The organism is Rubripirellula tenax (assembly GCF_007860125.1).
Lineage (GTDB): Bacteria > Planctomycetota > Planctomycetia > Pirellulales > Pirellulaceae > Rubripirellula > Rubripirellula tenax.
The window spans coordinates 91,297-113,169 of the sequence record NZ_SJPW01000005.1; the positions used below are offsets into that span (position 1 = coordinate 91,297).

Annotated in this window: 24 protein-coding genes and 1 pseudogene; 6 read left to right on the forward strand and 19 right to left on the reverse strand. The window is 56.4% G+C overall.

Going from position 1 to position 21,873, the window contains the following annotated elements:
• Positions 1-22 precede the first annotated feature (22 nt).
• From hypE to Poly51_RS31615, 12 genes are all read right to left on the reverse strand, one after another.
• A complete protein-coding gene (hypE, locus tag Poly51_RS18510; RefSeq protein ID WP_146459291.1) occupies positions 23-1,081 on the reverse strand; it encodes a hydrogenase expression/formation protein HypE in 1,059 nt (352 codons plus the stop codon).
• Positions 1,078-2,181, reverse strand: a complete 1,104-nt coding sequence (hypD, locus tag Poly51_RS18515; RefSeq protein WP_146459292.1) for a hydrogenase formation protein HypD — start codon at positions 2,179-2,181, stop codon at positions 1,078-1,080. The genes hypE and hypD overlap by 4 nt, the downstream gene beginning before the upstream one ends.
• Complete coding sequence (locus Poly51_RS18520; RefSeq protein WP_146459293.1) at positions 2,165-2,422, reverse strand: HypC/HybG/HupF family hydrogenase formation chaperone; 258 nt, start codon at positions 2,420-2,422, stop codon at positions 2,165-2,167. The genes hypD and Poly51_RS18520 overlap by 17 nt, the downstream gene beginning before the upstream one ends.
• A complete protein-coding gene (gene hypF, locus Poly51_RS18525) occupies positions 2,413-4,764 on the reverse strand; it encodes a carbamoyltransferase HypF (protein ID WP_146459294.1) in 2,352 nt (783 codons plus the stop codon). The genes Poly51_RS18520 and hypF overlap by 10 nt, the downstream gene beginning before the upstream one ends.
• Positions 4,761-5,438 carry a hydrogenase nickel incorporation protein HypB gene (hypB, locus tag Poly51_RS18530; protein WP_146459295.1) on the reverse strand — a complete coding sequence of 226 codons (678 nt, stop codon included), beginning with the start codon at positions 5,436-5,438 and terminating at the stop codon, positions 4,761-4,763. The genes hypF and hypB overlap by 4 nt, the downstream gene beginning before the upstream one ends.
• Complete coding sequence (locus Poly51_RS18535) at positions 5,428-5,835, reverse strand: hydrogenase maturation nickel metallochaperone HypA/HybF (RefSeq protein ID WP_146459296.1); 408 nt, start codon at positions 5,833-5,835, stop codon at positions 5,428-5,430. Before Poly51_RS18535 ends, hypB begins: the two co-directional genes overlap by 11 nt.
• Entirely contained in the window at positions 5,813-6,337 is a 525-nt protein-coding gene (locus Poly51_RS18540) for a hypothetical protein (protein WP_146459297.1), read from the reverse strand. Before Poly51_RS18540 ends, Poly51_RS18535 begins: the two co-directional genes overlap by 23 nt.
• Entirely contained in the window at positions 6,334-7,629 is a 1,296-nt protein-coding gene (locus Poly51_RS18545; protein WP_146459298.1) for a Ni/Fe hydrogenase subunit alpha, read from the reverse strand. The genes Poly51_RS18540 and Poly51_RS18545 overlap by 4 nt, the downstream gene beginning before the upstream one ends.
• Before the next feature lie 56 nt (positions 7,630-7,685).
• Complete coding sequence (locus Poly51_RS18550; protein ID WP_146459299.1) at positions 7,686-8,465, reverse strand: NADH-quinone oxidoreductase subunit B family protein; 780 nt, start codon at positions 8,463-8,465, stop codon at positions 7,686-7,688.
• On the reverse strand, positions 8,462-9,307 hold the full coding sequence (locus Poly51_RS18555; RefSeq protein ID WP_246114596.1) for an FAD/NAD(P)-binding protein: 846 nt from the start codon (positions 9,305-9,307) through the stop codon (positions 8,462-8,464). Before Poly51_RS18555 ends, Poly51_RS18550 begins: the two co-directional genes overlap by 4 nt.
• On the reverse strand, positions 9,288-10,208 hold the full coding sequence (locus Poly51_RS18560) for a universal stress protein (protein ID WP_146459300.1): 921 nt from the start codon (positions 10,206-10,208) through the stop codon (positions 9,288-9,290). Before Poly51_RS18560 ends, Poly51_RS18555 begins: the two co-directional genes overlap by 20 nt.
• Before the next feature lie 456 nt (positions 10,209-10,664).
• Positions 10,665-10,961: an ATP-binding cassette domain-containing protein gene (locus Poly51_RS31615; protein WP_186775654.1), complete on the reverse strand. Its 297-nt coding sequence runs from the start codon at positions 10,959-10,961 to the stop codon at positions 10,665-10,667.
• A 337-nt stretch (positions 10,962-11,298) separates the two neighbouring features.
• Between Poly51_RS31615 and Poly51_RS18570 the strand changes: the two genes are divergently transcribed.
• Together Poly51_RS18570 and Poly51_RS18575 are read left to right on the forward strand one after the other, a co-directional pair.
• Positions 11,299-11,556, forward strand: coding sequence for a DUF4404 family protein (locus Poly51_RS18570; protein ID WP_146459301.1), 258 nt, complete (start codon positions 11,299-11,301; stop codon positions 11,554-11,556).
• Positions 11,557-11,587: 31 nt separating this feature from the next.
• Complete coding sequence (locus Poly51_RS18575; protein WP_146459302.1) at positions 11,588-12,274, forward strand: dienelactone hydrolase family protein; 687 nt, start codon at positions 11,588-11,590, stop codon at positions 12,272-12,274.
• A 74-nt stretch (positions 12,275-12,348) separates the two neighbouring features.
• On the opposite strand, the gene Poly51_RS18580 is transcribed toward Poly51_RS18575, so the two are convergent.
• Entirely contained in the window at positions 12,349-12,708 is a 360-nt protein-coding gene (locus tag Poly51_RS18580; protein ID WP_146459303.1) for a hypothetical protein, read from the reverse strand.
• A gap of 105 nt (positions 12,709-12,813) precedes the next feature.
• Here Poly51_RS18580 and Poly51_RS18585 point away from each other — a divergent pair, with 105 nt between their 5' ends.
• Positions 12,814-14,253, forward strand: coding sequence for a hybrid sensor histidine kinase/response regulator (locus tag Poly51_RS18585; RefSeq protein ID WP_146459304.1), 1,440 nt, complete (start codon positions 12,814-12,816; stop codon positions 14,251-14,253).
• On the opposite strand, the gene Poly51_RS18590 is transcribed toward Poly51_RS18585, so the two are convergent.
• On the reverse strand, positions 14,245-14,874 hold the full coding sequence (locus Poly51_RS18590; protein WP_146459305.1) for a flavodoxin domain-containing protein: 630 nt from the start codon (positions 14,872-14,874) through the stop codon (positions 14,245-14,247). The two genes, Poly51_RS18585 and Poly51_RS18590, sit on opposite strands and share 9 nt — an antisense overlap.
• A 29-nt stretch (positions 14,875-14,903) precedes the next feature.
• Positions 14,904-15,188, reverse strand: a complete 285-nt coding sequence (locus Poly51_RS18595; protein ID WP_146459306.1) for a BON domain-containing protein — start codon at positions 15,186-15,188, stop codon at positions 14,904-14,906.
• A 180-nt stretch (positions 15,189-15,368) separates the two neighbouring features.
• Between Poly51_RS18595 and Poly51_RS18600 the strand changes: the two genes are divergently transcribed.
• On the forward strand, positions 15,369-15,974 hold the full coding sequence (locus tag Poly51_RS18600; protein WP_146459307.1) for a PAS domain S-box protein: 606 nt from the start codon (positions 15,369-15,371) through the stop codon (positions 15,972-15,974).
• On the opposite strand, the pseudogene Poly51_RS31850 reads toward Poly51_RS18600, so the two are convergent.
• The 3 genes and pseudogenes from Poly51_RS31850 to Poly51_RS18615 form a co-directional block, all read right to left on the reverse strand.
• A pseudogene (locus Poly51_RS31850) lies at positions 15,912-16,214 on the reverse strand (ATPase, T2SS/T4P/T4SS family); the annotation flags it as partial. The gene Poly51_RS18600 and the pseudogene Poly51_RS31850 sit on opposite strands and share 63 nt — an antisense overlap.
• 45 nt (positions 16,215-16,259) lie before the next feature.
• Positions 16,260-17,138, reverse strand: coding sequence for an IS3 family transposase (locus Poly51_RS18610; protein WP_186775655.1), 879 nt, complete (start codon positions 17,136-17,138; stop codon positions 16,260-16,262).
• Positions 17,135-17,434 (reverse strand): transposase, encoded by a 300-nt coding sequence (locus Poly51_RS18615; protein ID WP_246114597.1) that lies wholly within the window; start codon positions 17,432-17,434, stop codon positions 17,135-17,137. The genes Poly51_RS18610 and Poly51_RS18615 overlap by 4 nt, the downstream gene beginning before the upstream one ends.
• 100 nt (positions 17,435-17,534) lie before the next feature.
• Here Poly51_RS18615 and Poly51_RS18620 point away from each other — a divergent pair, with 100 nt between their 5' ends.
• Complete coding sequence (locus Poly51_RS18620; RefSeq protein ID WP_146459309.1) at positions 17,535-19,049, forward strand: recombinase family protein; 1,515 nt, start codon at positions 17,535-17,537, stop codon at positions 19,047-19,049.
• Positions 19,046-19,483: a hypothetical protein gene (locus tag Poly51_RS18625; protein ID WP_146459310.1), complete on the forward strand. Its 438-nt coding sequence runs from the start codon at positions 19,046-19,048 to the stop codon at positions 19,481-19,483. Before Poly51_RS18620 ends, Poly51_RS18625 begins: the two co-directional genes overlap by 4 nt.
• Here the strand turns inward: Poly51_RS18625 and Poly51_RS18630 are convergent.
• On the reverse strand, positions 19,453-21,807 hold the full coding sequence (locus Poly51_RS18630; protein ID WP_146459311.1) for a 2OG-Fe(II) oxygenase: 2,355 nt from the start codon (positions 21,805-21,807) through the stop codon (positions 19,453-19,455). The two genes, Poly51_RS18625 and Poly51_RS18630, sit on opposite strands and share 31 nt — an antisense overlap.
• Positions 21,808-21,873: the final 66 nt, after the last annotated feature.

Here is a 21,873-nt window from a genome sequence, read left to right on the forward strand (position 1 = left end):
CCGGATTGTCCTCTTAAGCTATTCAACAAATCCTTGGCAACATCGCGGCAATGGGTTCGTCGAGGGGTTGATCGGCGCCAAGCCCCCGTGCCACCAAGACCGGCGACAGTTTTCGACGCCGGGCTTGTCCGATAACCGATGGTTCTCCCACGGCTGCGTGCGATCGCAACACGGTGAGTGCATCATCAACTCGATCGGGGGCGACGGCGACGACGAAGGTGCCTTCGTTGGCGACAAATAGCGGATCAAGTCCCAGCAACTCGCAAACGCCGCGACTCTCGGGCAGCAACGGCAAGGTGCTTTCGTCGACCCACATCGCGTGCTCCGATTCCTCGGCCCACTCGTGCAAAACCGCTGCCACACCGCCTCGCGTGGCGTCACGCATGGTTCGAAGATCGTCGCCGAGCGTTTGCAATAGTTCCGTGGCGACACGATGCAGCGGAGCCGAATCGGAACGCGGCGGCGGAGACAAAGCGATGGATTCACGTGCGGCCAACACGGCCAAGCCATGTCGAGCAAGCGGGCCGGACACAATCAAACAGTCGTTGGGTTGAATCTGGCACGCCGACATTCGCCGCGTGTGTTGATGCACACCGATGCCGGTCGTATTGATGAAGATTTGATCGGCGGCTCCCTTGGGCACAACTTTCGTATCGCCGGCAACGATCTTCACGTCGCATTGGCGTGCGGCGCTGGCAATGCTGTCGATGATACTGTCCAGCGTTTCCACTGACAGACCCTCTTCCAAAATCAATGCCAGCGTCAAGAACAGTGGCCGCGCCCCAGCCATCGCCAAATCGTTCACGGTGCCATGCACGGCCAGCGAACCGATGTCGCCACCGGGGAAGAACAACGGTGAAACGACGTAGCTGTCAGTCGTCATCGCGACCTCGCCGACGAGGTTTCCTAGGCAAGCCGCGTCGCTATGAAGCTGTACATTGCCATCGCCAAACTTCGCGCCGATACGATCGCGAATCAATCGCCGCATCACTCGACCACCCTCACCATGCGACAACGTGATCGTATCGGTGGGGGCAACCGGCATTGGGCAGATCATGTTAGGTACGGTTGATTGGTTCATGGGGTCTCGATTGAAACGGGATCAAATCGGTGGTATGCCGCGCAGGCTCCTTCGCTGGAAACCATCGGTGCGCCCAGCGGCGACTCGGGCGTGCAGGTCGTTCCAAACGCGGGACACTGCTTCGGTTTGATCCTGCCCGACATCACATCGGCTCCGCGACAGGTTGTTTCCGTCGCTTGCTCGCGTGGAAAGACGTCCGCAAACTTTTCGCAAGCGTCGAATCGAACGAACGGCGATCGCAACCGATACCCACCGCCGGAAATCGTGCCGAAGCCACGCCAATCGCGATCGTCGATTTCGTAAACACGGTCGATCAACGATTGAGCGGACACGTTTCCGTTTCGCTGCACACCGCGACCGTAGCAGTTCTCGACCACGGCCTGCGACGTTTCCAGCAACGTCAGGCTCCGCAGGATGCCTTCGAGCAAATCCATTGGCTCGAACCCCGTGACGACCACGGGCACCTGATGCTTGGACACAAATGGTTCGTAAACGTCGAACCCGGTGATGCTGCAAACATGCCCGGCGGCCAAGAACCCTTCCACGCGATTGTCGGGCATCGCCATGATGGCCTCCATCGCCGGCAGCACTCGCACATGAGCGGGTACGATCGTGAAATTGGATAGATTCAACTCGACCGCTTGGATGACCGCCAATGCCGTTGCCGGTGCGGTGGTTTCAAAACCGACGGCAAAGAACACGACTTCGTGATCAGGATGCGTCTTGGCGAATTCGATCGCGTCGACGGGCGAATAAACCATCTGCAGATCCCCGCCACGGCTGCGTGCCTGCATCAAGGAGCCGCCAGCACCGGGGACGCGAATCATGTCACCGAAACTGGCGACGATCGTCTGCGGCCGCAGTGAAAGAGCAACGGCGAAATCAATCAGTTGCGTGGATGTGACGCAAACCGGGCAACCGGGTCCGTGAATCAACTCGACCGAGCCGATCAGTTCCTGTTCGATGCCGGAGCGGACCAGGCTATGCGTTTGACCGCCGCAAACATCCATCAAGACCCATGGCCGCGTTGCTGCTTGGCGAATCCTCTGGATCAACGATCGCGCGGCTTGGATGTCGCGGAACTCATCGAGGTACTTCATCACCATTCTCCTCGAAGTGCTTCATCCGTTCGTACTCCGCCAACGTCTTGGCCGCTTCCGCTTCGTCAACGATGCAAATCGCGATGCCGGCGTGAACGATCACGTACTGCCCTTCATTCGCTTCGGGGACGCAAGCCATGTGGACTTCGCGAAGGACGCCACCGAACTCGACCTCCGCTTTCGCGAACGTCGGATCGCGGTCGATCCAACGTATGACTTGTCCGGGGATGCCTAAACACATGATGGGTCTCCTTCGGCAATCAACAATTGACCGATTGCCAATCCGCCATCGTTGACGGGAATTCGTCCGGGTAGGCGGATGTCCAGCGATCGTTGGCTGGCCGATTTTTGAATCATTTCCAACAGCACCCGATTCTGAAACACGCCCCCGGACAGCACACAGGGAATGCGGTCGTGGCGAGACGCCAGCTCGCAGATGAGTTTTGCGACGGCGCGGTGGAATTTGGTCGCGATCCGGTTCGGGGAAAGATGGTGGAGGTCGTCTTGGATGGCGGTCAGGACGGGTCGCCAGTCCAGCAAGAGAGTGGGCTGTGCAATCACTTCACCCTCCCCCTGGGAGGGTCGCGAGGAATGAGCGGGGAGGGCGAGTGCTGAAGGTACTGCGCGTTGCCCTCCCCTCGCTTCGCTCGACCCTCCCGGAGGGAGGGTGGACGTGTGGATCACGAACTCGTACGAGGTGGACTCCTTCAAATCACACACCGCTTCCAATCGCATCGCTGCTTCTCCTTCGTCGTCGACCGATTCAATGCCCAAAACCATCGCGGCAACGCCATCGAACAAACGCCCCATACTGGACGTGATCGGGCCATGATCCATCGCGTAGCGAAACGCATCGTCAATTGATTCGTCACTTGATTGGCCGAGTTGGAACCGCAGTGACTTTGCGATTCGCCAAGGTTGCTTGATCGCGGCCTCGCCACCGGGCAAACGAAACGGTCGCAGATGGCCGACCCGTTGGAAATCCGACTGCGTCGCCAGCAACGCTTCGCCGCCCCACACGGTTCCGTCATTGCAATAGCCAGTCCCATCGAATGCGATGCCCAGCACGGCTTGATCGAGTAGGTCATGTTCCAACATCGCGCCCACAACATGAGCATGATGGTGCTGGACCGACGTTGTTTCGCATTCGTTCCGCGAAGCCCATGCCGTCGTGAAGTAGTCGGGATGCCAATCGTGAACGACTGCCGATGACTCAACTTGCAACAACACTTGCAGCCTGTCCACGTTAGCGGTCAATCGCAAACGCGACGATTCAGATTCCATGTCGCCAATGTGAGGCCCGAGGACGATCGAGTCATTGGTTTGCAGGGCCACCGCAACCTTTTGATGACCACCCGCTGCGAGCCGAGTGATGTTGGATGCGTGATTGACCGTGATCGGTGCGATCCCTCGAGCGGCACGGATCGTCATCGGTGAATCGCAAATGCATTGCACAACGCTGTCGTCGACGGGGTGCGTGATGTCCCGGTCATGATGCAGGAAAACACCGGCGATGGTTGCGAGTTCAGTTTGGGCCATTTCGTTTTGAAAGATGATCGGCGAACCGTGAGTGTTTCCGCTGGTGACAACCAAAGGACGGCCAACCCGGTCCGCCAAAATCATGTGCAACGCGGACGTCGGCAGCATCAAACCGATCGTGCCCAGATGCGGAGAAATCAAATCGGATAAACCCGTGTTCAATCTCGATCGCAGTAAAACGATCGGACCAGCCGGACTTTGCAACTCGCACGCCTCCGCGTCACTGACCAAGGCCAGTTGTCTCGCCGACGCTAGGTCGCCAACCATCACGGGAAGTGGTTTGTTGGGGCGGTGTTTGCGGTTTCGCAGTCGCTGCACCGTTTGGTGGTTCGTTGCGTCGCAGATCAATTGATAGCCACCGATCGCTTTCACCGCCACGATGTCCCCTTCGTCAATACGCTCGGCGATGAATCGCATCGCATCGGTCGAATCAGCAAGCCGTTTGCCAGCTGCATCGGTTACCCAGCATTGCGGTCCGCATGTCGGGCAGCAGACGGTCTGGGCGTGAAAACGTCGATCCGACGGATCGCGATATTCCGCCTTACATCGCGGGCACATGGGAAACGCATCCATTGTCGTCGAATTTCGATCAAACGGCATGCTGCGTAGAATCGAGTAGCGTGGTCCGCAAATGGCACACGTGATGAACGGGTAATCGCTACGCCAATCGGTCGCCGATCGGACTTCGGCTGCGCAGTCTCCGCAGATGACTCGATCGAGCGGCACGACGGTCCGCATCGAATCGCCGATCTCGCTGGGTACGATCTCAAACTTTTCTAGTTTCGATTCGGACAACGTTGTTGAAGACTCCACGGCGAAAGCCGCGTTTGGAAATCTGGTTCGCAGTTTGGTTTCAAAAGCCAACAAATCACTGGGTTTTGCAGCCGCATGAATTTCAACGCCGCGAGACGAATTGCAAACCGAACCGACAATATGATGCTCGGCCGCAAGCCGCGTGATGGTCGGCCGGACACCCTGGCCTTGCACCAAACCCTTCATTAGGAAACGAGTCGAAGTGGCCGGCGGGATGGCAGTGATGGTCATCGTTGCACCGCTTCGAACAACATAGCTTCGCGGCGTTTTTTCAATAGATCGCACCAACCAGCGATGCCCTCATCACGGATCGAGCTAACTTCGATCACGTTCATGTCTTCGCGAATTTGGTGGGCATCGCTGACAGCTTGATCGACACGGAATGGTACGTGTGGCAACAAGTCGGTCTTGGTGATCACCATGACGTCGCTGGTGCGAAACATCTTCGGGTACTTGCCCGGTTTGTCGTCGCCTTCGGTGGTGCTGAGCAGCACGACGCGTAGGTGTTCGGCGAGATCATGCGAAGCCGGACAAACGAGATTGCCGATGTTCTCGATGAATAGGAAATCCAGTGGCGTCGGCGGAAGTTTGGCGAGTCCGCTTTCGACCAATGACAGCTCCAGATGGCAAGCGCCGCCGGTCGTCAGTTGTTCGACCGGCACGTACGGCCGTAACCGTTCGGCGTCACGATCGGTGGCCAAATCACCCACAAGCACCGCCACGCAGAAGCGATCACCCCAATGGCGGCAGGTTGCTTCCAACAGACTCGTTTTCCCGGAACCGGGCGAAGACACCAGGTTGATCACGAAAGTGCCCTGCCGCGTGAACCGTCGTCGAAGGGTTTCGGCAGCCGCCTTTTTGTCAGCTTGAATGTCTTGATTGATGGGAACGATTCTAGTCGGCATGGGGAACTCCTTCGGCTAGGGTCACCGAAAGCAACCGAAACTGGTCGCCAGCGATGACTTTCACCCGGCCTGAACCGCACTGGTGACAACGAAAGATGAAGGTGTTCAATTCACTTTCTTGATGACATCGCAAACACTCAATCGCGAGTGCACTTTCGATGATCACGAGACGCATTTGGGGTGTCGTGGATCTTGTTAAAGATCCGTCCTTGGAAGGATTTTGAACAAGATCCACTACGGAAATGAGTTCATCAAACGCGATTCGTACGAGGTCGATCTCGATTCCCGAGAGTGGACCGATCTCGACGGTTACCTCGCTCACCTCTGTCGCACCGTTTTCGGCAGCGATCTGTTCGACTTGTCGTAGCAAACTCTTAACCAGCGATCGTTCGTGCATCGCAGACCTCCCGGAAAATCTCGGCGGCACAGCATTTCGCAATCGCGATCAAAGCGGGCGACATGGGATCGAGCCGCTCGATGTTTCTCGCATTGCCGACCCAAAGTTCGACATGATCGGTTCGTTTGCCGAGGGATTCTGCCATCCGCAGCGTTTGTTCCAATCCGATGTCATGCGTTCCGTGCGAACGAATCTGACCGATGGTCGTGCGATCCTTGGCGTTTGCGAAGCCGAGCATTTGAAAATCAACGTCGCCGGGAAGTCCAACCGCCGCGTCGATGACGATCACGCGGTCGCTTTCATCGAGCCAGCCGATCAGATCAATCGGGTTGCTGATTTTGCGTCCAACCAATCCATGCGTGTTCTCCAGTTCTTCCGCGACCACCCAGCCAAACTGGTCGTCGCCGTGTGGACTGCCCACGCCGATGATTGTCGTGGGATAGGCTTCCAGCCTGTCAGGTTGGGCTCGACAGGCTGGAAGCCTATCCCACGTTTTATTCATGTTCGCTCCATCGTCAGCGTCAGGAAGTGCGTCGAACAACTGATGCAGGGATCGTAGTTACGGATCAGCTTCTCGCACTCCGCTGCAACGATTTCGTCAGGCTCGCCAAGCAATTTTGGTAGATACTCACGAAGGTCCGATTCAATCTGCAGTTGATTCTGCGACGTCGGTGGGACGATCTTCGACGAGGCAACCGTGCCGTCTTCTTTGATTTGGTAATGATGATAAATCATGCCACGAGGAGCCTCCGTCGCCGCGCAGCCGTCACTCGCCTTGGGTTGGTACGAAATGAATGGTTGCGGTGGCGGCTCGTAGCTTTCGATGATGTCAATCGCTTCCTCCAATGCATGCACCACCTCGATGCTGCGAGCGATAATTGAGTGGAAACGGTTTCGCATCGGCAACGGTGGGCAGACGTCTTTGAAGAGCCGCTGAGCATTCGGAAACAGCCGTGCGTGGTTCAATTCCAAACGTGCCAGCGGTCCCAAAAAGTACGGCGTCTGATGATCACGGCGGACGGACTGCAAAGCCGTGCTGTGCGCCGCATGTTGCTCGCTGAAGTGGTGCTCGTAATCGTCGACCGAGATTGACGGATAACGCGTCGACGCGATCACGCCTTCGTTCATCGGATACTCGTCGTCGTGTTGCAAAGCGACCAATTCGCAGTCGATGTTGAACTCGGGAAAATCGAACGTGGCCACCCAACGGGTCATCTCGATTGCCGCTTGCAATGCCCATTTCAAATCAGGAAGGCAAACCGTTAGTTCATCGCGAGTGGGCAGCTTGTAAAACCCGCCGACACGAACATTGACCGGATGGATGGCTCGACCGCCCAGAACCTCCAACAACTGGTTTCCGGTCTTTTTGATGCGTAAACCATCGTTGATACGATCGGGAAATCGCTCGGCCAGTTCGATGCCGCTGTGGCAATCAAAAAAATCGGGTGCGTTGAGCATAATGATGTGCAGCACATGACTTTCGATCCATTCGCCACAGTACAACAACCGCCGTAGCGTGCGGATGCCGGGCGATATTTCGATGCCAAGTGCTTTCTCGATCGCGTGAACGGAGGTCATTTGGTAGGCGACCGGGCAAATGCCGCAGATCCGAGCGGTGATGTCGGGGACTTCCTCGATCGCTCGACCCCGCAAAAACGATTCAAAGAAGCGTGGCGATTCATAGATCGACAGCTTCACGCTTTCGACAGCATTGCCGCGAACACGAATATGAAGTGCCCCCTCGCCTTCGACTCGCGTCAACGCATTGACCGTGATTTTTCGTTCGTTGGTCATGATCAATGTGGGATAGGCTTCCAGCCTGTCGTTGCGATGAATGACAGGCTGGAAGCCTATCCCACGTTTCCCTCCAGTCGATCGCTTTCGATTTGAAACACGTTCGCCGCCGCGTTCATGTTACGCAGTGCGTGAATCATCTGGGTCGCGGTTGTTTCGCCGCTCAAATGATGCTGTGATAACGCGGGGCAGTTCGCTTGGGCCGCCGGGCCGAAACATCCGTAACACGGCCGATCGTAGGCAGGGCATATCGCACCGCATCCCGCTTGGGTGATCGGGCCGAGGCACGGTAAACCCCGAGTGACGACCAAACACACTGTTCCGCGGCGTTTGCATTCCAAACAAACGCTGTGTCGCGGTGTTCGTGGATGGCAATCGGCGATCAGGGCCGCCAGAATTTCAAGCAATTGATGCCGGTCGATCGGGCATCCTCGCAATTCAAAATCAACCGCGACGTGGTCCGCGATCGCGGTGCTGGTGGCAAGCGTTTCAATGTACTCGGGATGTGCATAGACCGAAGCGATGAACTCTTCGTGATCGGCCCAGTTCCGCAGCGCCTGGATACCACCCGCCGTCGCGCACGCTCCGATCGTGATCAGCGTTTTCGATTGACTGCGGATGTCACGAATGCGTTTCGCATCTGCAGCCGTGGTGATGGAACCTTCGATCAAAGCGACATCGAACGGTCCCGGACCGACATGGCTGCTGGCTTCCAAAAAGTGAGCGATTTCAATCTTTCCGGCCAGTTCGATCAGCTCGTCCTCGCATGACAACAATGACAACTGGCAACCGTCGCAGGAAGCAAATTTGAAGACGCCGAGCCGTTTCTTGGTCATAGCGAATCCACCCGCATCAAACGATTGACTTGGTCATAGCGCAGCACCGGTCCGTCTTTGCAAATGAAGTACGGTCCCAATTGGCAATGACCACAGTGACCGATCGCACAATTCATGTTGCGTTCAAGGGATAGCCAAAGGTTGTCACGCGGAATACCACGTTCGCGTACCGCACGGATCGCGTACGTCATCATGACATCGGGGCCGCAGCAAAACAGCACCGTACGACTGGGTTGCTCAATGCTCAAACGATTCAACAGCAATGTGACGACGCCGACGTGGCCGTTCCAGTTCTTTAACGCTCGATCCACCGTCGTTTGCACGTTGATTCCGCAGCTTGACCACGCGTCGTACTGGTCAGCGTACAGCAAGTCCGCGGGCGTTCGAGCACCGATCAGCAGGCTCACTCGTCCAAACTCGTCCCGATGTTCGGTGACGTGTTCAATGACGGGGCGCAGCGGTGCGAGGCCGATTCCGCCGGCAACCAGAACCAAATCGTTTCCACGAGCGTCCTCGATCGGCCAATGCGAACCGAACGGACCGCGGATTCCGATCGAATCCCCCGGCGTGAGCCTGGCCAGTGACTGCGTCACGTTCCCGACGGCTCGCACTGTGTGAACCAACGGATCTCCCGGAGACGCCAGGCGACTGAGCGAGATCGCGGACTCGCCGACGCCCGGCAAATACAACATGTTGAATTGCCCGGGTAGCGACGAGTACGCTTCTCTAGCATCGCTAGCCGAAAGCTCCATGTAATACGTCGTCACGCCCGGCGTTTCATCGTGCATCTCGACAATCTTCGCCGAAGCGATCGTCCACGGGTCAACTTGCGGCGACAGCATCAGACACCTCTTCCGCTTCCACGTCCGATGTCCAGTGATGACGCGAAATCCAAACACTGCATGGGGCATGACGCAGCACATACTTCGACGTGCTTCCCAACATCAACTGGCCCAGCAGACTGTGTCCGGTGTCACCGACGACAATCAATCCCGCGTCGTCGTCCTCAGCGGCTTGCACGATCGCTTCGCCCACGTGAGCGGCCACGGGCGTCTTGGCGTTTGTATGCGGAAAGTGCTCTGCGATCTGACTGGCCATTCGTTCGGCGGCTTCGTCCAACCGATCGACTTGTTTCGGATCAACGGTGATGGGAACACCAATGTAGCCTTCGTCCGCGTAGTCATAGGGCTGCGGCACCACACTGATGACGTCGATTTGGCGATCACGCGGCAGGTTCCACTGCGTGAGTTCAGCCACCGCTTCGCGTGATGCAATGGATTGATCGAATCCAAGGACGATGCGTTGGATACCACTGCCGGATTCCGGTTTGGATCGAACCACAACGACGGAACACGTCGCGCTGGTGGCGATGCTGTCGGACACGCTGCCCAGCAAAACACGTCGCACGGCGGAGTGCCCCTTCGCACCCAGAACGATCAAGTCCGGCTTCAGCGACATGGCTTTGTCCAGGATGCAGGGCACCGTTGCGCCGGAGCCGTGGACGAGCGTGACAGATTTGCAAACGTCTTTGAGTGACGTTTCGGCAGCCTCCAGGATCGCTTTGGTTCGGAGGTTCTCTTGTTCGGTCCATTCGGTAACCCAGGGCTGCATCGAATAATGAGCCGGGTCATACGAAACCGTCAACACAACAACGTCGATGTCGCGGTTTTGTGCGAGTGTTTTGACAAGGTCGACGGCATCACTGGCGGGCTGCGAGCCATCGGTGGGGAGCAGGATTTTCATGGTTAGATTTCCCAAATCGGCATCACGCGAAACGTTTGTCTTGGTAGGTGAGAATCGCAGTCGGTGTGCCAAGTGAGAAATGATGAAAAGGCGACGGGCAATCGTGCGTGTGTGCACAGGTTGTGACGGAGGCGTGCGTCGGTGCGCGAGTGAGAGAGCAAAGAACCTTCACCGAAACACACTGGCTCCCTTTCTTCCCTCGCTTTGCGGGAAAAAAAAGGGAGCTAGTATGAAGTTTGGGACCAATCGCTACTCCGACACCACCTTCACACCTGACTGAATCGACTCGGTCGGATGCAGCACCAATAAATCGTTGGCATCCAAACCACTGGTGACATCCGTTTCCAATCCGTTGGACCGGCCGATTTTACCGTTGGTGGTCGCGGCGATCGTAAAGCCCGACCAACCGCAATGTTTCGGCCGGGTCCAGCGAATCCTTGGCGATGTCAGCGACTTTTAGAACTGAAACACGAACCCGTCATGCTCGCGGCGATACTCGGTCAACGCGTCTTCGTCGGCATCGGACAACGATTGATCACGAAACGAAACTTCACACGCACTCGGCCCATCCAACCCGCCAAGGATGTTCAACAGCGTCGACTTGCCGCTACCCGATGCGCCCAAGATGACCACAAAATCCCCGGCGAACATCTCAACATCAACGGCTCGCAACGCATGAACATCGACTTCGCCCATGCGATAGACCTTGGTCACGCCGCGGGTGGTGAAGGCGGTGGTTTGGATGGTGGACATGGAGAGGTTTGACGCAGAGTCGGGGAGGCGACGAGACGCGGAGCTTTGGTGGGACGGTGGCAACGCAGAACAAGATCAGAAACCTTGAATCTTTGCGTCCCCGCGTCTCCCCGCCTCTGCGTCGAGTTCTCCCCCAACGATGCACCGCCGTTACCGCCACGATTCCACGTCAAACCAAAACTCAAACCAACCAAACCGTGCGTCCTTGCACGCACCCGTGCTTTCAGGACCACATCAAGCAAAAACAACGCATTCCGATGCATCATCTCGCGACTGGAATACGACGTGCGACGTTCCAGGATCAGTCACCCCCGTTCCCCGCTTTGAGTCCACCATCATGCAAGAGTCGCTGCAAACTACACTGCGGAAGCTTCACGACCAGCTCGCCGAACTCGACGGCCTGGATTCCGCCGAGCGTGAACAACTTGAAATCGCGATCCATGAAATCCAAGACAGCCTGGACCGTTTTGACATCAGGTCATCCGATCTCGCCAAACGGTTCTACCAGTCGACCGAAAAATTCTCCGAGAACCACCCGCACCTGACCCAAACCGCCGGCCAATTCGCTGACGTGTTATCGCAAATGGGCATTTGATTTCGCCGCTATTTTGAAACGGAGTCTTTCGATGAATCATCTCGCTTCCTCAAAACTCACCAGCCACCGGATTGGACCAAGACGACTCAAAGCGGTGTTGACGGTTCCCGAGCATTCCGCCGAATCGCTTGTCACCGGCCTGGTTGTGTTCGCTCATGGAAGTGACAGTAGCTGTGTCAGCCCACGGAACGAACACATTGCCAATCGACTGAGACAATCCGGCATGGCAACGCTGTTGTTTGATTTCTTGACCGAGTCGGAATCTTCCGAACGCGACAATTCTTTCAAGCCCTCGTTGTTGGCCGAACGATTGGGCGAAGCGATCACGTGGGCACAACAACAACCCGAACTGCAAGCGTTACCGCTGGGGTTGTTTGGTTCCGGAACCGGCATGTCGGCGGTCATCGTTTACGCAGCGGATCATCCCACCACAGTGCAAACCATCGTCGGACGAGGCGGGCGAACCGATCTGGCGTCGCCATGGCTGACGCACGTGACGGCACCGGCGTTATTCATCGTCGGCGATTCGGACAGGTCGGTGCTGTCCGCAAATCAAGCCGCCTGCCGATCCGTTGCTGGTACAAGCCGACTCGAAGTGATTGCCGGTGCGTCTCATTTGTTTTCCGAAACGGGCAAGCTCGATGAAGTCGCCGAACTGGCCGCCGATTGGTTTGCCAAACGTCTCACACAAGCCGCGACCGAACCGGCAACCGACTGACCCTCATCGCAACGCAGCTTGCTTCGTGCTTCCCACATCCAAAACACGAGCAGCCAACAACTGCACAAAGACCGTCAACAGCATACCGATCGGAACAGATGTCCGGTCGTGACGTTGTAATTCACTACGATCGTTTCCCAGGGAACACCCACCGCGTAGTGAAAGAACCCAAATTCAAATGCGACGGTGTTGACCACCCAAAGGCATCCGGCCCCCACCAACGGTATCGAGCCAGTTGGGAACCATCCGCGTTGGAGGAACTGGCAAGCGAGGATCACCCCGGTTGCCAACACCATCGTGATGCCAATCGGCTGAGCAACCATCGCCGATAGATGTCGTTCCAATACGAACCACCGAAAGATGCCTTCGAAGATCGCGAAGCCAAACAAAACTAACCAAGACAGAAACGATTGCGAGAACGGGCGGATGCTCATGGGATGATCCAATAGCGTGTTCCCTGTCGCGGGGAAGCGAGGTCGGTATGATGGGTAAAAGCACACCCAGTACCATCCACGCACCCATTTCGCCGGGGATCAAAAATGAGAGACGAGCTAAACATCTTGCTCGTCGAAGACGATCCCGACGGGCAAGCTAACCTGGTCGACGTTTTGGAATTGGACGGACACCAAGTGCGGGTCGTCAGCAGCCTGGGCGAAATCCGTGATGCTGGCGTTCGAGATGATGTCGAGCTGGTGATTTTGGATCGCTTGCTGCCGGATGGGAACGTCGAAGACGCGCTCCCCGAACTCACCGAATGGCTTCCCCAAGCCGAGTTCATTGTTGTGACCGGCTTCGCCGATGTGGAAAGCACGATCAAGGCGTTTCGGTTGGGTGTGACCGATTACATGCTCAAACCGGTCCATCCGGATGTGATCCGTCAGAGCGTCGCGCGGATCGCCCGCCAAAAACGCATTGAGATGGAGCTTCATCAACAGCAACAATTTGCCAACCAGATTTTGGATACGGCTGAAGGCTTCATCGTCGTGCTCGACCTGCAAGGACGCGTGGTGCGAGTCAATCAACACTTCACCAAGGTCACCGGTTGGCAACAGGAGCAATTGGTGGGCAAAGAATACATCGAGCACTGCATCCCCGAAGTTGAACGCGTTCGTCTTCGCGAAGTCTTTCATACCGCTGTGGATGGCAACCAATGTTCGGGGGTTTGCAACGGAGTCCTGACGACCACCGGCCGCGTTCGGCAGATCCGCTGGTCCAATTCCACTTTGAAAAATAGAGACGGCACCATCACCGCCGTGCTGGGGATCGGAGTCGACGTCACCGATGTCATCGAAGCACAAGAAGCCGCCGCGAGGGATCATCGCTTGGCCGCGATCGGTCAAACGGTCGCCGGTCTGGCTCACGAAAGTCGCAACGCACTGCATCGCATCCAAACCGCCGTCGAAATCCTGCGACTCGATATTCCAATCGAATCCGAGTGCCGCGAAGAAGTCGATTCGGTCGCCCGCGCCGCGACGGAACTGAACAATACTTTGGAGGAGGTCAGGCAGTTTGCCGCTCCGATTCACTTGCACCGAGAATCCGTCCTACTGCACGAAGTCTGGCAACGCGTTTGGGGTTACCTGTCCAAAGTTCGCGGCAACCGCGACGCACAACTCGTCGACGCCGATTGTGGGTGTCCGGTGAAGGTGGACGTGTTGCGAATGGAACAAGTGTTTCGCAATCTGTTTGAAAATTCCTTGGCCGCTTGCGAAGATCCGGTTTGCATTCACGTTCGCTGCAAGTGCGACGGACCCGAAATGATCTTGGTGGAAATGGAAGACAACGGTCCCGGCTTGGACGCGGAGCAACGCGAGAAACTCTTCGAGCCCTTCTACACCACGAAGGCCCGCGGCACCGGACTTGGAATGTCCATCGCTCAGCGGGTCGTGGAAGCACACGGTGGCGACATCCAAGTCGGTGATGCTCCTGAACAAGGTGCCAAGTTTCTGATCCGGTTGCGAAAAGAATTCTCACGGTGACGCATTCGCGTGGACGCTGTATTCGCGTTGCGGCTTGCGTGTGAAGGCGAATCGAGGTTGTGGCGTTGGCTCTCGCCGACAACTGTGAATGAACTTAGCGAACTCGCTTGCAAAGTCGTCAACGTTATCCCAATTGGTGAATTCGTAGTCGCGATTCAGTTCGGTGGGACGCCATGACTTCTCGGCGATCCAGTGCATCAGCCGTTTCTTCAGCCATCCGTATCGAGAGTAGCGAAGGGCTCCGGCGAAACAGGCTCGACGCGATGGGGTGAAGTTTTCTTCCTGCAAAAACTCGTCGGCAAGCCGTCTGGCCTCGGCACGATCCTTGAATCTCTTGCTGACGATTCCAAGGCTCACCGAAAAGAACGCGGCCGGGATATCGGCGAGCAAATCACGGTGTTGACGAATGCACCAAGCGATTCGCGGATCGTGCTGGGCGTAGTGCAACGACGATCCCAAGACGACCGCCTCGTACGATTCCACCGCCAACTCGGTGATGTCATGCCGAGTCACGTCAAACGTGTCGGTCGGCACACCGCCGGCGGTCATGCCTTTGGCGATTCGCTGTGCGATCTGTTCGGTTTGCCCTTCGCAAGTGGCGTAGATGACGATGGCGCGCATGGGTTGGATCTCCTGTGGACTTGTTGGATTCAAAGCTCAACGCGGACGTTGTTTCGGATTTGCAGACCGATCGCAGGCGACCGCACGGCTTCCTGGGCGAGTTGCTTGAGGTAGTACGACTTCACACGACCCGACGAAACGATCTCGCCATCTCGCAGCATCACTTCAATACGATCCAACCCGCGGTGGCCCGCTCGTCGAATCGCCTGTTCAAACGCAAGTGTCTTTTCATCCGACGCATCTTCAGGCGGTCGCGTGCTCACCTTTGCATGAAAACGAGTCACGACGTGCTCGACCGATTGGACCAATGACATAAGCTAGCATTGACGAGAAGAATGCAAGAGTCGGAACCATCGCGATTCGCAAAATCAATCCAAAGCGAACCCCATGCCGAAAGATGATTCAGTCTTCGGAACCTAAACCCTGTTAGCGGCATTGGGTATGCACAAACGTATTCCCCGCAACGAAGCGTTCACGATTGCGAGACCCACAGCATGCCGACCCCACCCCATCCCCTGCGTCACAATCGCCTCGCCAGTTTGCTGCTGGAGGCGGCCAACAGTGCGATACTCCTGGGCAATTCCAAGGGATTGATCGAGGCGGTCAACCCGATCGCCGAACGGACGTTCGGCTACTCCGAAGCGGAATTGCTTGGCCGGTCGGTCGCCATTGTTTTTCCACAAGCCGCCAACGGTGCGAATGAGTCACACCCCGCGTGCATCCTGGCACAACTGAGCGAACCGACCAGCGGTCCGCCGATACACGTAAAAGGTCGCCGCAAAGACGGATCGACGTTCTCCGCCGAAGTCACCATCCACCGCCTCACCGCTTTGGAACATGAAATACGGGACCATGACAAAGCAGACGGCGACACACGACTGGTCAACGTGATCGAGTTGGCAACCTCCGTCTCGCCGCAGCAAAGACGCATCGAAAGCGAACGCATTGCGGCGGTCCTGCAAATGGTCGAAGCAAAGCGACACCTCGACGGCGTCGGCGAGATCCAGATCGCTCGTGCCGGAACCAATCCGGAGCTGAGTCATCTCACTGGATTCACGCTCTACGGGATCTTCGAGTGTAATTACGATTGTGGCGGATGAGCTTAGTTCTTCAGCCATGCCATACATGAGCGTCGACTTTCCGCTACCCGTCGGCCCAACCACGACGACCATCCCGTTCGGGCTGTCTAACCACTTCTGAATCTCCGATAGATCCTCTTCGCGTGTGACCAACGCTGAAAGTTTCGGCTTTGGGATTTCTCCGCTTCGCCCGGCACTCACAGAGTACCAAATCCGACTTCGGACATCGCAGCGATGCCTAGAAAACCTCTTCGGACGCACGCGCGTGAGCTGAGGTGGTGACCTGATCCCGGGCGCGCCCAGGGCTTATTCTCGACCTGGGTGAGTGGATTCAAACTGGTTGGGTGTTTGGTAGCCAAGACTCGAGTGCTTTCGATCTTGGTTGTAATAGCTGAAGTAACTTCCGAGTTCACGCTCTCCTTCAGATACAGTCTCGTATTCGGTCGTCTCGAGTTCAGTCTTGATTGTTCCAAAGCAACTTTCCATGAATGCGTTGTCATAACAGTCGCCAGCGCGACTCATGCTCTGTCGAATTGATGAACGCTTAAGGATCTGGCGAAAGCGATTGCCAGCGTACTGGCCACCGCGATCGCTGTGATGGATCAAGTCACCCTCGGGCTGTCGAATCATAATCGCATCTTTCAGACTTCCAACGACAAGTTGCTCGGTCATCGTTACATCGAGTTTCCATCCGATGAGTCGTCGCGAGAAGCGGTCCATGGTCATGGACAAATAAGCGAAGCGACGACCTGCTATGGGGATGTAAGTGATGTCGGCGACCCACAATCTGTTGACTGCGTTGAGTTCAAAGCGATCCAGAAGTAAGTTTGGACTGTACCCCAGTCGGTGCCGACTGTCGGTAGTCTTTGGTTGAAACGACTTGGGCTGAATCGCTTTTAAACCCTGCAATTTCATTGATTCCGCAACGGTTCTTCGGCAAGCGACAATGCCGCGATCAGACAATTCACTGCTGATTCGTCGGGCTCCATAGCGTCGCCGATGCTTCCAAAAGATGTCGATGATCATTGGGGAAAGCTCCTCTGCCCGCGTTGACTCATCTCGTTCAGTCGCCTCTTGGAATCCATAGAACGAGCTTCGCGAGAGTGAAAGAACCTGACAGACCTCGGTGGCCGATGCTTTCGTCGAATCAATGACTTCTGCCGCCGCGACGAATCGATCACTCAATCGCTTCGGCTGAAAATAGATAATGCTTTTTTCAAAATGTCACGCTCTCGCTCGACTCTCTTCAGCTCGGCTTCCAATTCTTTGACCCGGCTGTCGAGCGACGAAGCAACGGGGCCACTTTGTCGCAACTGTTCTCGTTTCCATCGGTACAGCAAGTTTGTACCTGTAAGGCCGAGCCGGTCAACGATTGAACTCGCGGTATGGCCGTCGAGCAGCATCTGAACTGCATCGCTCTTAAATTGATCGGTAAACTGACGCCGTGATTTGCTGGTGTCTTTGAGGGGCTTCTTGCTCATTCTGGCAATCTCCTTGAGCGGCCATCCTAAGCCCTGGGCGCGCCCGGGATCAGGTCACCACCTCAAGCCACTCAATTCCGAGAAGAACCCAAAGAAGACCGTGCGATGCGCGATCTACACCCGAAAGAGCACCGAAGAGGGACTCGAGCAAGAATACAGTACGCTCGATGCTCAGCGTGACGCCGCCGAGGCTTACGTCGCTTCGCAAAAGCACGAGGGTTGGGAAGTCATCCCCAAGTCCTACGACGACGGCGGATTCACGGGCAGCAACATGGAACGGCCGGCGTTACAGCGATTGCTGGCAGACATCGCGGCCGGCGAGATCGACTGCGTGATCGTTTACAAGGTCGACCGCCTTAGCCGATCGCTGCTCGACTTCACCAAGATCGTCGAAACGTTCGACCAACACGGCGTCTCGTTCGTCAGCGTCACACAGCAGTTCAACACATCAACGTCGATGGGCCGGCTAGTGCTCAATGTGCTGTTGTCGTTTGCTCAATTCGAGCGAGAAATGATCAGCGAACGGATTCGTGACAAGGTGGCCGCCTCGCGCCGCCGCGGCAAATGGTCCGGCGGAATGCCGCTGCTTGGCTACACAGTGAAGAACACAAAATTGCTAGTCGACGAAACCGAAGCCGATCGCGTTCGCCAGATATTCAATCTGTATATCGAGTATCGCTCACTGTTGCCCGTCGTCAAAGAGCTGAGACAGCGTGGTTGGACAACCAAACAATGGATCACCAAAAAAGGCGATCATCGCGGCGGTCGCACGTTCACAAAAAACGCGGTCTATAAACTGCTGACCAACGTCACCTACATCGGCAAGATTCGCTACAAAGACGAAACGCACGAAGGCGAACACGACGGAATCGTGCCCACCGATCTCTTCCAGCGAGTCCAAACACAACTGAAGGCCAACGGAAATTCCGGCGGCACCGGTGTTCGCAACAAGCATAACGCGTTGCTAAAGGGCCTGATCTGGTGCAAAGCTTGCGGCCGACCCATGACGCACTCGTACAGCTGCAAAGGCAACAAGAGGTACCGCTACTACGTTTGTGGCACCGCGATGCAAAAGGGTTGGTCGGAATGTCCGGCACCGTCCGTGCCCGCCGGTGAGATCGAACGCTTTGTCATTGAGCAAATTCAAACCATCGGCACCGACGAAGACCTGCTCAATCAAACTATCGGGCAAATCGAATCACGATCCGCATCACTCCACGACAACCTCGAAGCCGAACGCAAATCGCTGCAACGGCAACTCAGAAACGATCACGAGAAATTGCGGGCGATCGCCGCCAACGTCTCCAACAACGGCCGAGTCGCTGGGCTACCCGAACTTCAAAAACGGATCGACACAGCCGAAGACCGGCTCAAAGCCATTGGCACCGAACTCCAATCGCTCAAATCCCAAGCCATCGACACCGCCGACGTCCGGCAACTGCTCGCCGGCTTTGAGGAACTGTGGCAAACGATTCAGCCCCGCGAACAGGTCCGTCTCACGTCGCTGCTTGTTGACCGAGTCGACTTCGACGGCGTCGAGGGCAACGTCGGCATCACGTTCCACGAAACCGGCATGCAAAGCCTGACCGCCGAAAGCATGGAGGTGCCCGCATGAACGCCAAACTCACAATCAACCGGTCCTTCCACGTTCAAACTCGCCGCAACGGCAGTAAGTCGCTCGCCAACGGCAAGGCCCCTGACAAGCCGCTCGGCCGAGTCCCACGGATCACGCGGTTGCTCGCCCTTGCCCATCGCTGCCGCGATCTCGTCCGCGACGGCGTCATCATCAACCAAAGTGAACTAGCCCACTACGGCCAGATCTCAACGACTCGCATGTCCCAAATCATGTGGCTCGACAATCTGGCCCCCGACATCCAAGAACAGATCCTCGCCTTGCCACGAACCGTGCAAGGTCGCGACCAGATCCTAGAACGCGAAGTCCGCCCGATCGCCAAAACCCATGACTGGCGCGAACAACGAAAAATGTGGACAGATCTGACGCAGCGGATCAACGATGATCAGCCTTCGATTTTCGGTAGCGACGCGTGAAGCTTGAGATCGTTGTGATATTGCTTGAGTGCTCGATCAAACGAACCGCTGGTCTTTCTAAGAACGAGCTTGTGGGGACTGGATGTTTTCTCAACGGCGGTAGTGACGTCAAGTTTCTTGCTCCGGATCACGTCAACGAGGTGGTGACGTCGATCTTCGCGGGCCGCGATCCGGGTCGTTTCTTGGGTGGGCGACACCAAGAAAGTTTGCATCTCCAAACAGAATCGGCAATCGCAGTCTGTTTGATTGGGTCGCGAAAAGTCTTGGGGAGGTGTGGGCTCGCAGTTGGTGGCGGCTGTAAGAAATTCGTTGAGTTCATGAATCCAACCTCGCAGCGTCGCTGAAATTTCGCCACCAAGCTTATTGCTAAAGCAGTCGATCTCGTTGGCTGCGGCCACTTGGAAAGTTCGTATAGGAAAGCATGTCGGCGCGCGCCGCAATAAGTCGAAAAGCTTTGCGAGGGTGTCGTCGTCACGGATCACGATGGCGGCTTGAAACAGTCGCTTCCAAGGTGCCTGTACATCTTCAAACGAACGGTGATACGAACCATGTTCCAGTTTCTCGACGTAAGCAATCAGCCTCGCTGTCGCGATCTCGATCAGTCCGGCCAAGTCGGCAGTCGCCAACCCGGCATGCTTTTTGTCCGTGGCTAGTTTTTGGATCCAACTGGCATCGCGATCTGCAAGCCCTTCGGCCGCGATTCGTCCATACTGATTCGTTGGCGGTGGAGATGACAGACACGACTGCAAGATCGGTAGCATTACGTCGGCACCCATCCTGCAACACGACTGGACCACCAACTTGTCCAAGTTAAATGTCCAATCCCGACCAGCAAGCGATTGCAAAAAGCGGCCGATCAAATCGGGATCGTCGAACGAGGGCAGCTCATCGGCAAACTTCTTCAGTTCCTTTTGATCTTCTTTCTCGCCTCGAGCGTGTCGCCACAACCGCTCGGGCCACTTGTCGATGATCGCTTCGGCGAGCGACTGGCATTCGTCGCATGCGGATTCCAAATCGTCGTCCGGCACCGATTGCAATTCACCACGCTTCGAAAGCAATTGCTCGATCGCATACTCAATACCCATTTGAACGACGATCTGAGCATGGTGTTCGTTTGACCAAATCACGACCGCAGACTGGTGATACCAGCGATCAAGCGTATTGCCGGCGTTCCCCGTGTAGCCCTCGTAGTCCTGCCGGGTCGGTTTCCATTGTTCGACCGGCGTGGTGCAAGCCAACATGGTCTCGTCACACGGTAACTCCGCGAGCGAAACGTTCTTTCCCGAGGCATCTTTCCAGCCGTCGATGACGATTTCATCGTTGTAAGACTCGCCAATGTTCAAGTTGTCGTAGTCGACCGGACCACTCCGATAGCCTCTTCGCTCATACCCAAAACTCCCATCGTCCGCATACTGGCACAGGTGCCGCGAGACTTGACCGAAGTACAGTCGGCATCCGAGTTGTTCCGATGCCAAGCGGACTTGCTCGGCAATTTCTCGGTCGGCACCCTTCAACAAGTTCGGCTTCAAACCTGCCGCTGTGTAGTGATGATCGAGCGGGAAGACGATCGGTTTTTGCGGGTGAGCCGCCAGACGATCCGAAAGTGCATCCACAACAACCGGATCAGCCGCATCGCTGGGCTTGCGTTTGCGTTTTCCGGACGGCTTAACAATCAAGTTGAATGCCAGACAAACGCGGACACCGCTTTCGACTCGCTCGACTTCGTGCTCGCAATCGGCGTAGAACGCGACGTACTCGGCGGTTTGCTCCAGCCGCGCTTGGCCAAAATCGAACCGCCGCGGTCGGTCCTTTTCCCAAACAAGCAGTGAGCCTCGTTTGAATTTGGACGGCAACACCACGATCAGGGATCCGACCATACCTTTGCGCTTTTCGCTGTCACGATGCTTCCTGAATCGACCGCCGGTGGGATAGATCAGCAACTTGTAAAGTTCCGCTTTTAGCCGTCCCGGGGGCAAGCCGAGGCCACGTTCAATGACTGGCAATTGGTCGTCGATCGCACGTTGCAACGCTGCCGACAGTTGAACCTTCGCGGAGTCGATTTCTAGTGAATTGCGGACGGCCGCGTCAACGATGGTCTCCGTCCGCTTGCCGTAGGGGGCTGGTTTCGCGATGTCACCAAGCTCACGAACATGCTTCGCTCGCATTGGCAGTGGAAGCAGGCCCGCATCCGCAATGGTGATCTCGAAGTCATCCGCCTCGATCATGCCCGAGCAACAGGCTGCCGACTTACCACACGCACCGATCGCGGCGGCAAGTTTTTCAAGCGTTGATTGGCTGGAAGTCGCCTTTTTCTTGCGAGCCATGTTGATTCGCTTCCGCTACGATCGTGGGTTGGGTTTTCAGGCTGCCGACCGACCTGCAAGTCGGCC

Excerpts from the sequence above, each read along its gene's own strand:
- hypE (WP_146459291.1), bottom strand. The coding sequence starts at position 1,081 with ATGAACCAATCAACCGTACCTAACATGATCTGCCCAATGCCGGTTGCC.
- hypD (WP_146459292.1), bottom strand. The coding sequence starts at position 2,181 with ATGAAGTACCTCGATGAGTTCCGCGACATCCAAGCCGCGCGATCGTTG.
- Poly51_RS18520 (WP_146459293.1), bottom strand. The coding sequence starts at position 2,422 with ATGTGTTTAGGCATCCCCGGACAAGTCATACGTTGGATCGACCGCGAT.
- hypF (WP_146459294.1), bottom strand. The coding sequence starts at position 4,764 with ATGACCATCACTGCCATCCCGCCGGCCACTTCGACTCGTTTCCTAATG.
- hypB (WP_146459295.1), bottom strand. The coding sequence starts at position 5,438 with ATGCCGACTAGAATCGTTCCCATCAATCAAGACATTCAAGCTGACAAA.
- Poly51_RS18535 (WP_146459296.1), bottom strand. The coding sequence starts at position 5,835 with ATGCACGAACGATCGCTGGTTAAGAGTTTGCTACGACAAGTCGAACAG.
- Poly51_RS18540 (WP_146459297.1), bottom strand. The coding sequence starts at position 6,337 with ATGAATAAAACGTGGGATAGGCTTCCAGCCTGTCGAGCCCAACCTGAC.
- Poly51_RS18545 (WP_146459298.1), bottom strand. The coding sequence starts at position 7,629 with ATGACCAACGAACGAAAAATCACGGTCAATGCGTTGACGCGAGTCGAA.
- Poly51_RS18550 (WP_146459299.1), bottom strand. The coding sequence starts at position 8,465 with ATGACCAAGAAACGGCTCGGCGTCTTCAAATTTGCTTCCTGCGACGGT.
- Poly51_RS18555 (WP_246114596.1), bottom strand. The coding sequence starts at position 9,307 with ATGCTGTCGCCGCAAGTTGACCCGTGGACGATCGCTTCGGCGAAGATT.
- Poly51_RS18560 (WP_146459300.1), bottom strand. The coding sequence starts at position 10,208 with ATGAAAATCCTGCTCCCCACCGATGGCTCGCAGCCCGCCAGTGATGCC.
- Poly51_RS31615 (WP_186775654.1), bottom strand. The coding sequence starts at position 10,961 with ATGTCCACCATCCAAACCACCGCCTTCACCACCCGCGGCGTGACCAAG.
- Poly51_RS18570 (WP_146459301.1), top strand. The coding sequence starts at position 11,299 with ATGCAAGAGTCGCTGCAAACTACACTGCGGAAGCTTCACGACCAGCTC.
- Poly51_RS18575 (WP_146459302.1), top strand. The coding sequence starts at position 11,588 with ATGAATCATCTCGCTTCCTCAAAACTCACCAGCCACCGGATTGGACCA.
- Poly51_RS18580 (WP_146459303.1), bottom strand. The coding sequence starts at position 12,708 with ATGAGCATCCGCCCGTTCTCGCAATCGTTTCTGTCTTGGTTAGTTTTG.
- Poly51_RS18585 (WP_146459304.1), top strand. The coding sequence starts at position 12,814 with ATGAGAGACGAGCTAAACATCTTGCTCGTCGAAGACGATCCCGACGGG.
- Poly51_RS18590 (WP_146459305.1), bottom strand. The coding sequence starts at position 14,874 with ATGCGCGCCATCGTCATCTACGCCACTTGCGAAGGGCAAACCGAACAG.
- Poly51_RS18595 (WP_146459306.1), bottom strand. The coding sequence starts at position 15,188 with ATGTCATTGGTCCAATCGGTCGAGCACGTCGTGACTCGTTTTCATGCA.
- Poly51_RS18600 (WP_146459307.1), top strand. The coding sequence starts at position 15,369 with ATGCCGACCCCACCCCATCCCCTGCGTCACAATCGCCTCGCCAGTTTG.
- Poly51_RS18615 (WP_246114597.1), bottom strand. The coding sequence starts at position 17,434 with ATGAGCAAGAAGCCCCTCAAAGACACCAGCAAATCACGGCGTCAGTTT.
- Poly51_RS18625 (WP_146459310.1), top strand. The coding sequence starts at position 19,046 with ATGAACGCCAAACTCACAATCAACCGGTCCTTCCACGTTCAAACTCGC.
- Poly51_RS18630 (WP_146459311.1), bottom strand. The coding sequence starts at position 21,807 with ATGGCTCGCAAGAAAAAGGCGACTTCCAGCCAATCAACGCTTGAAAAA.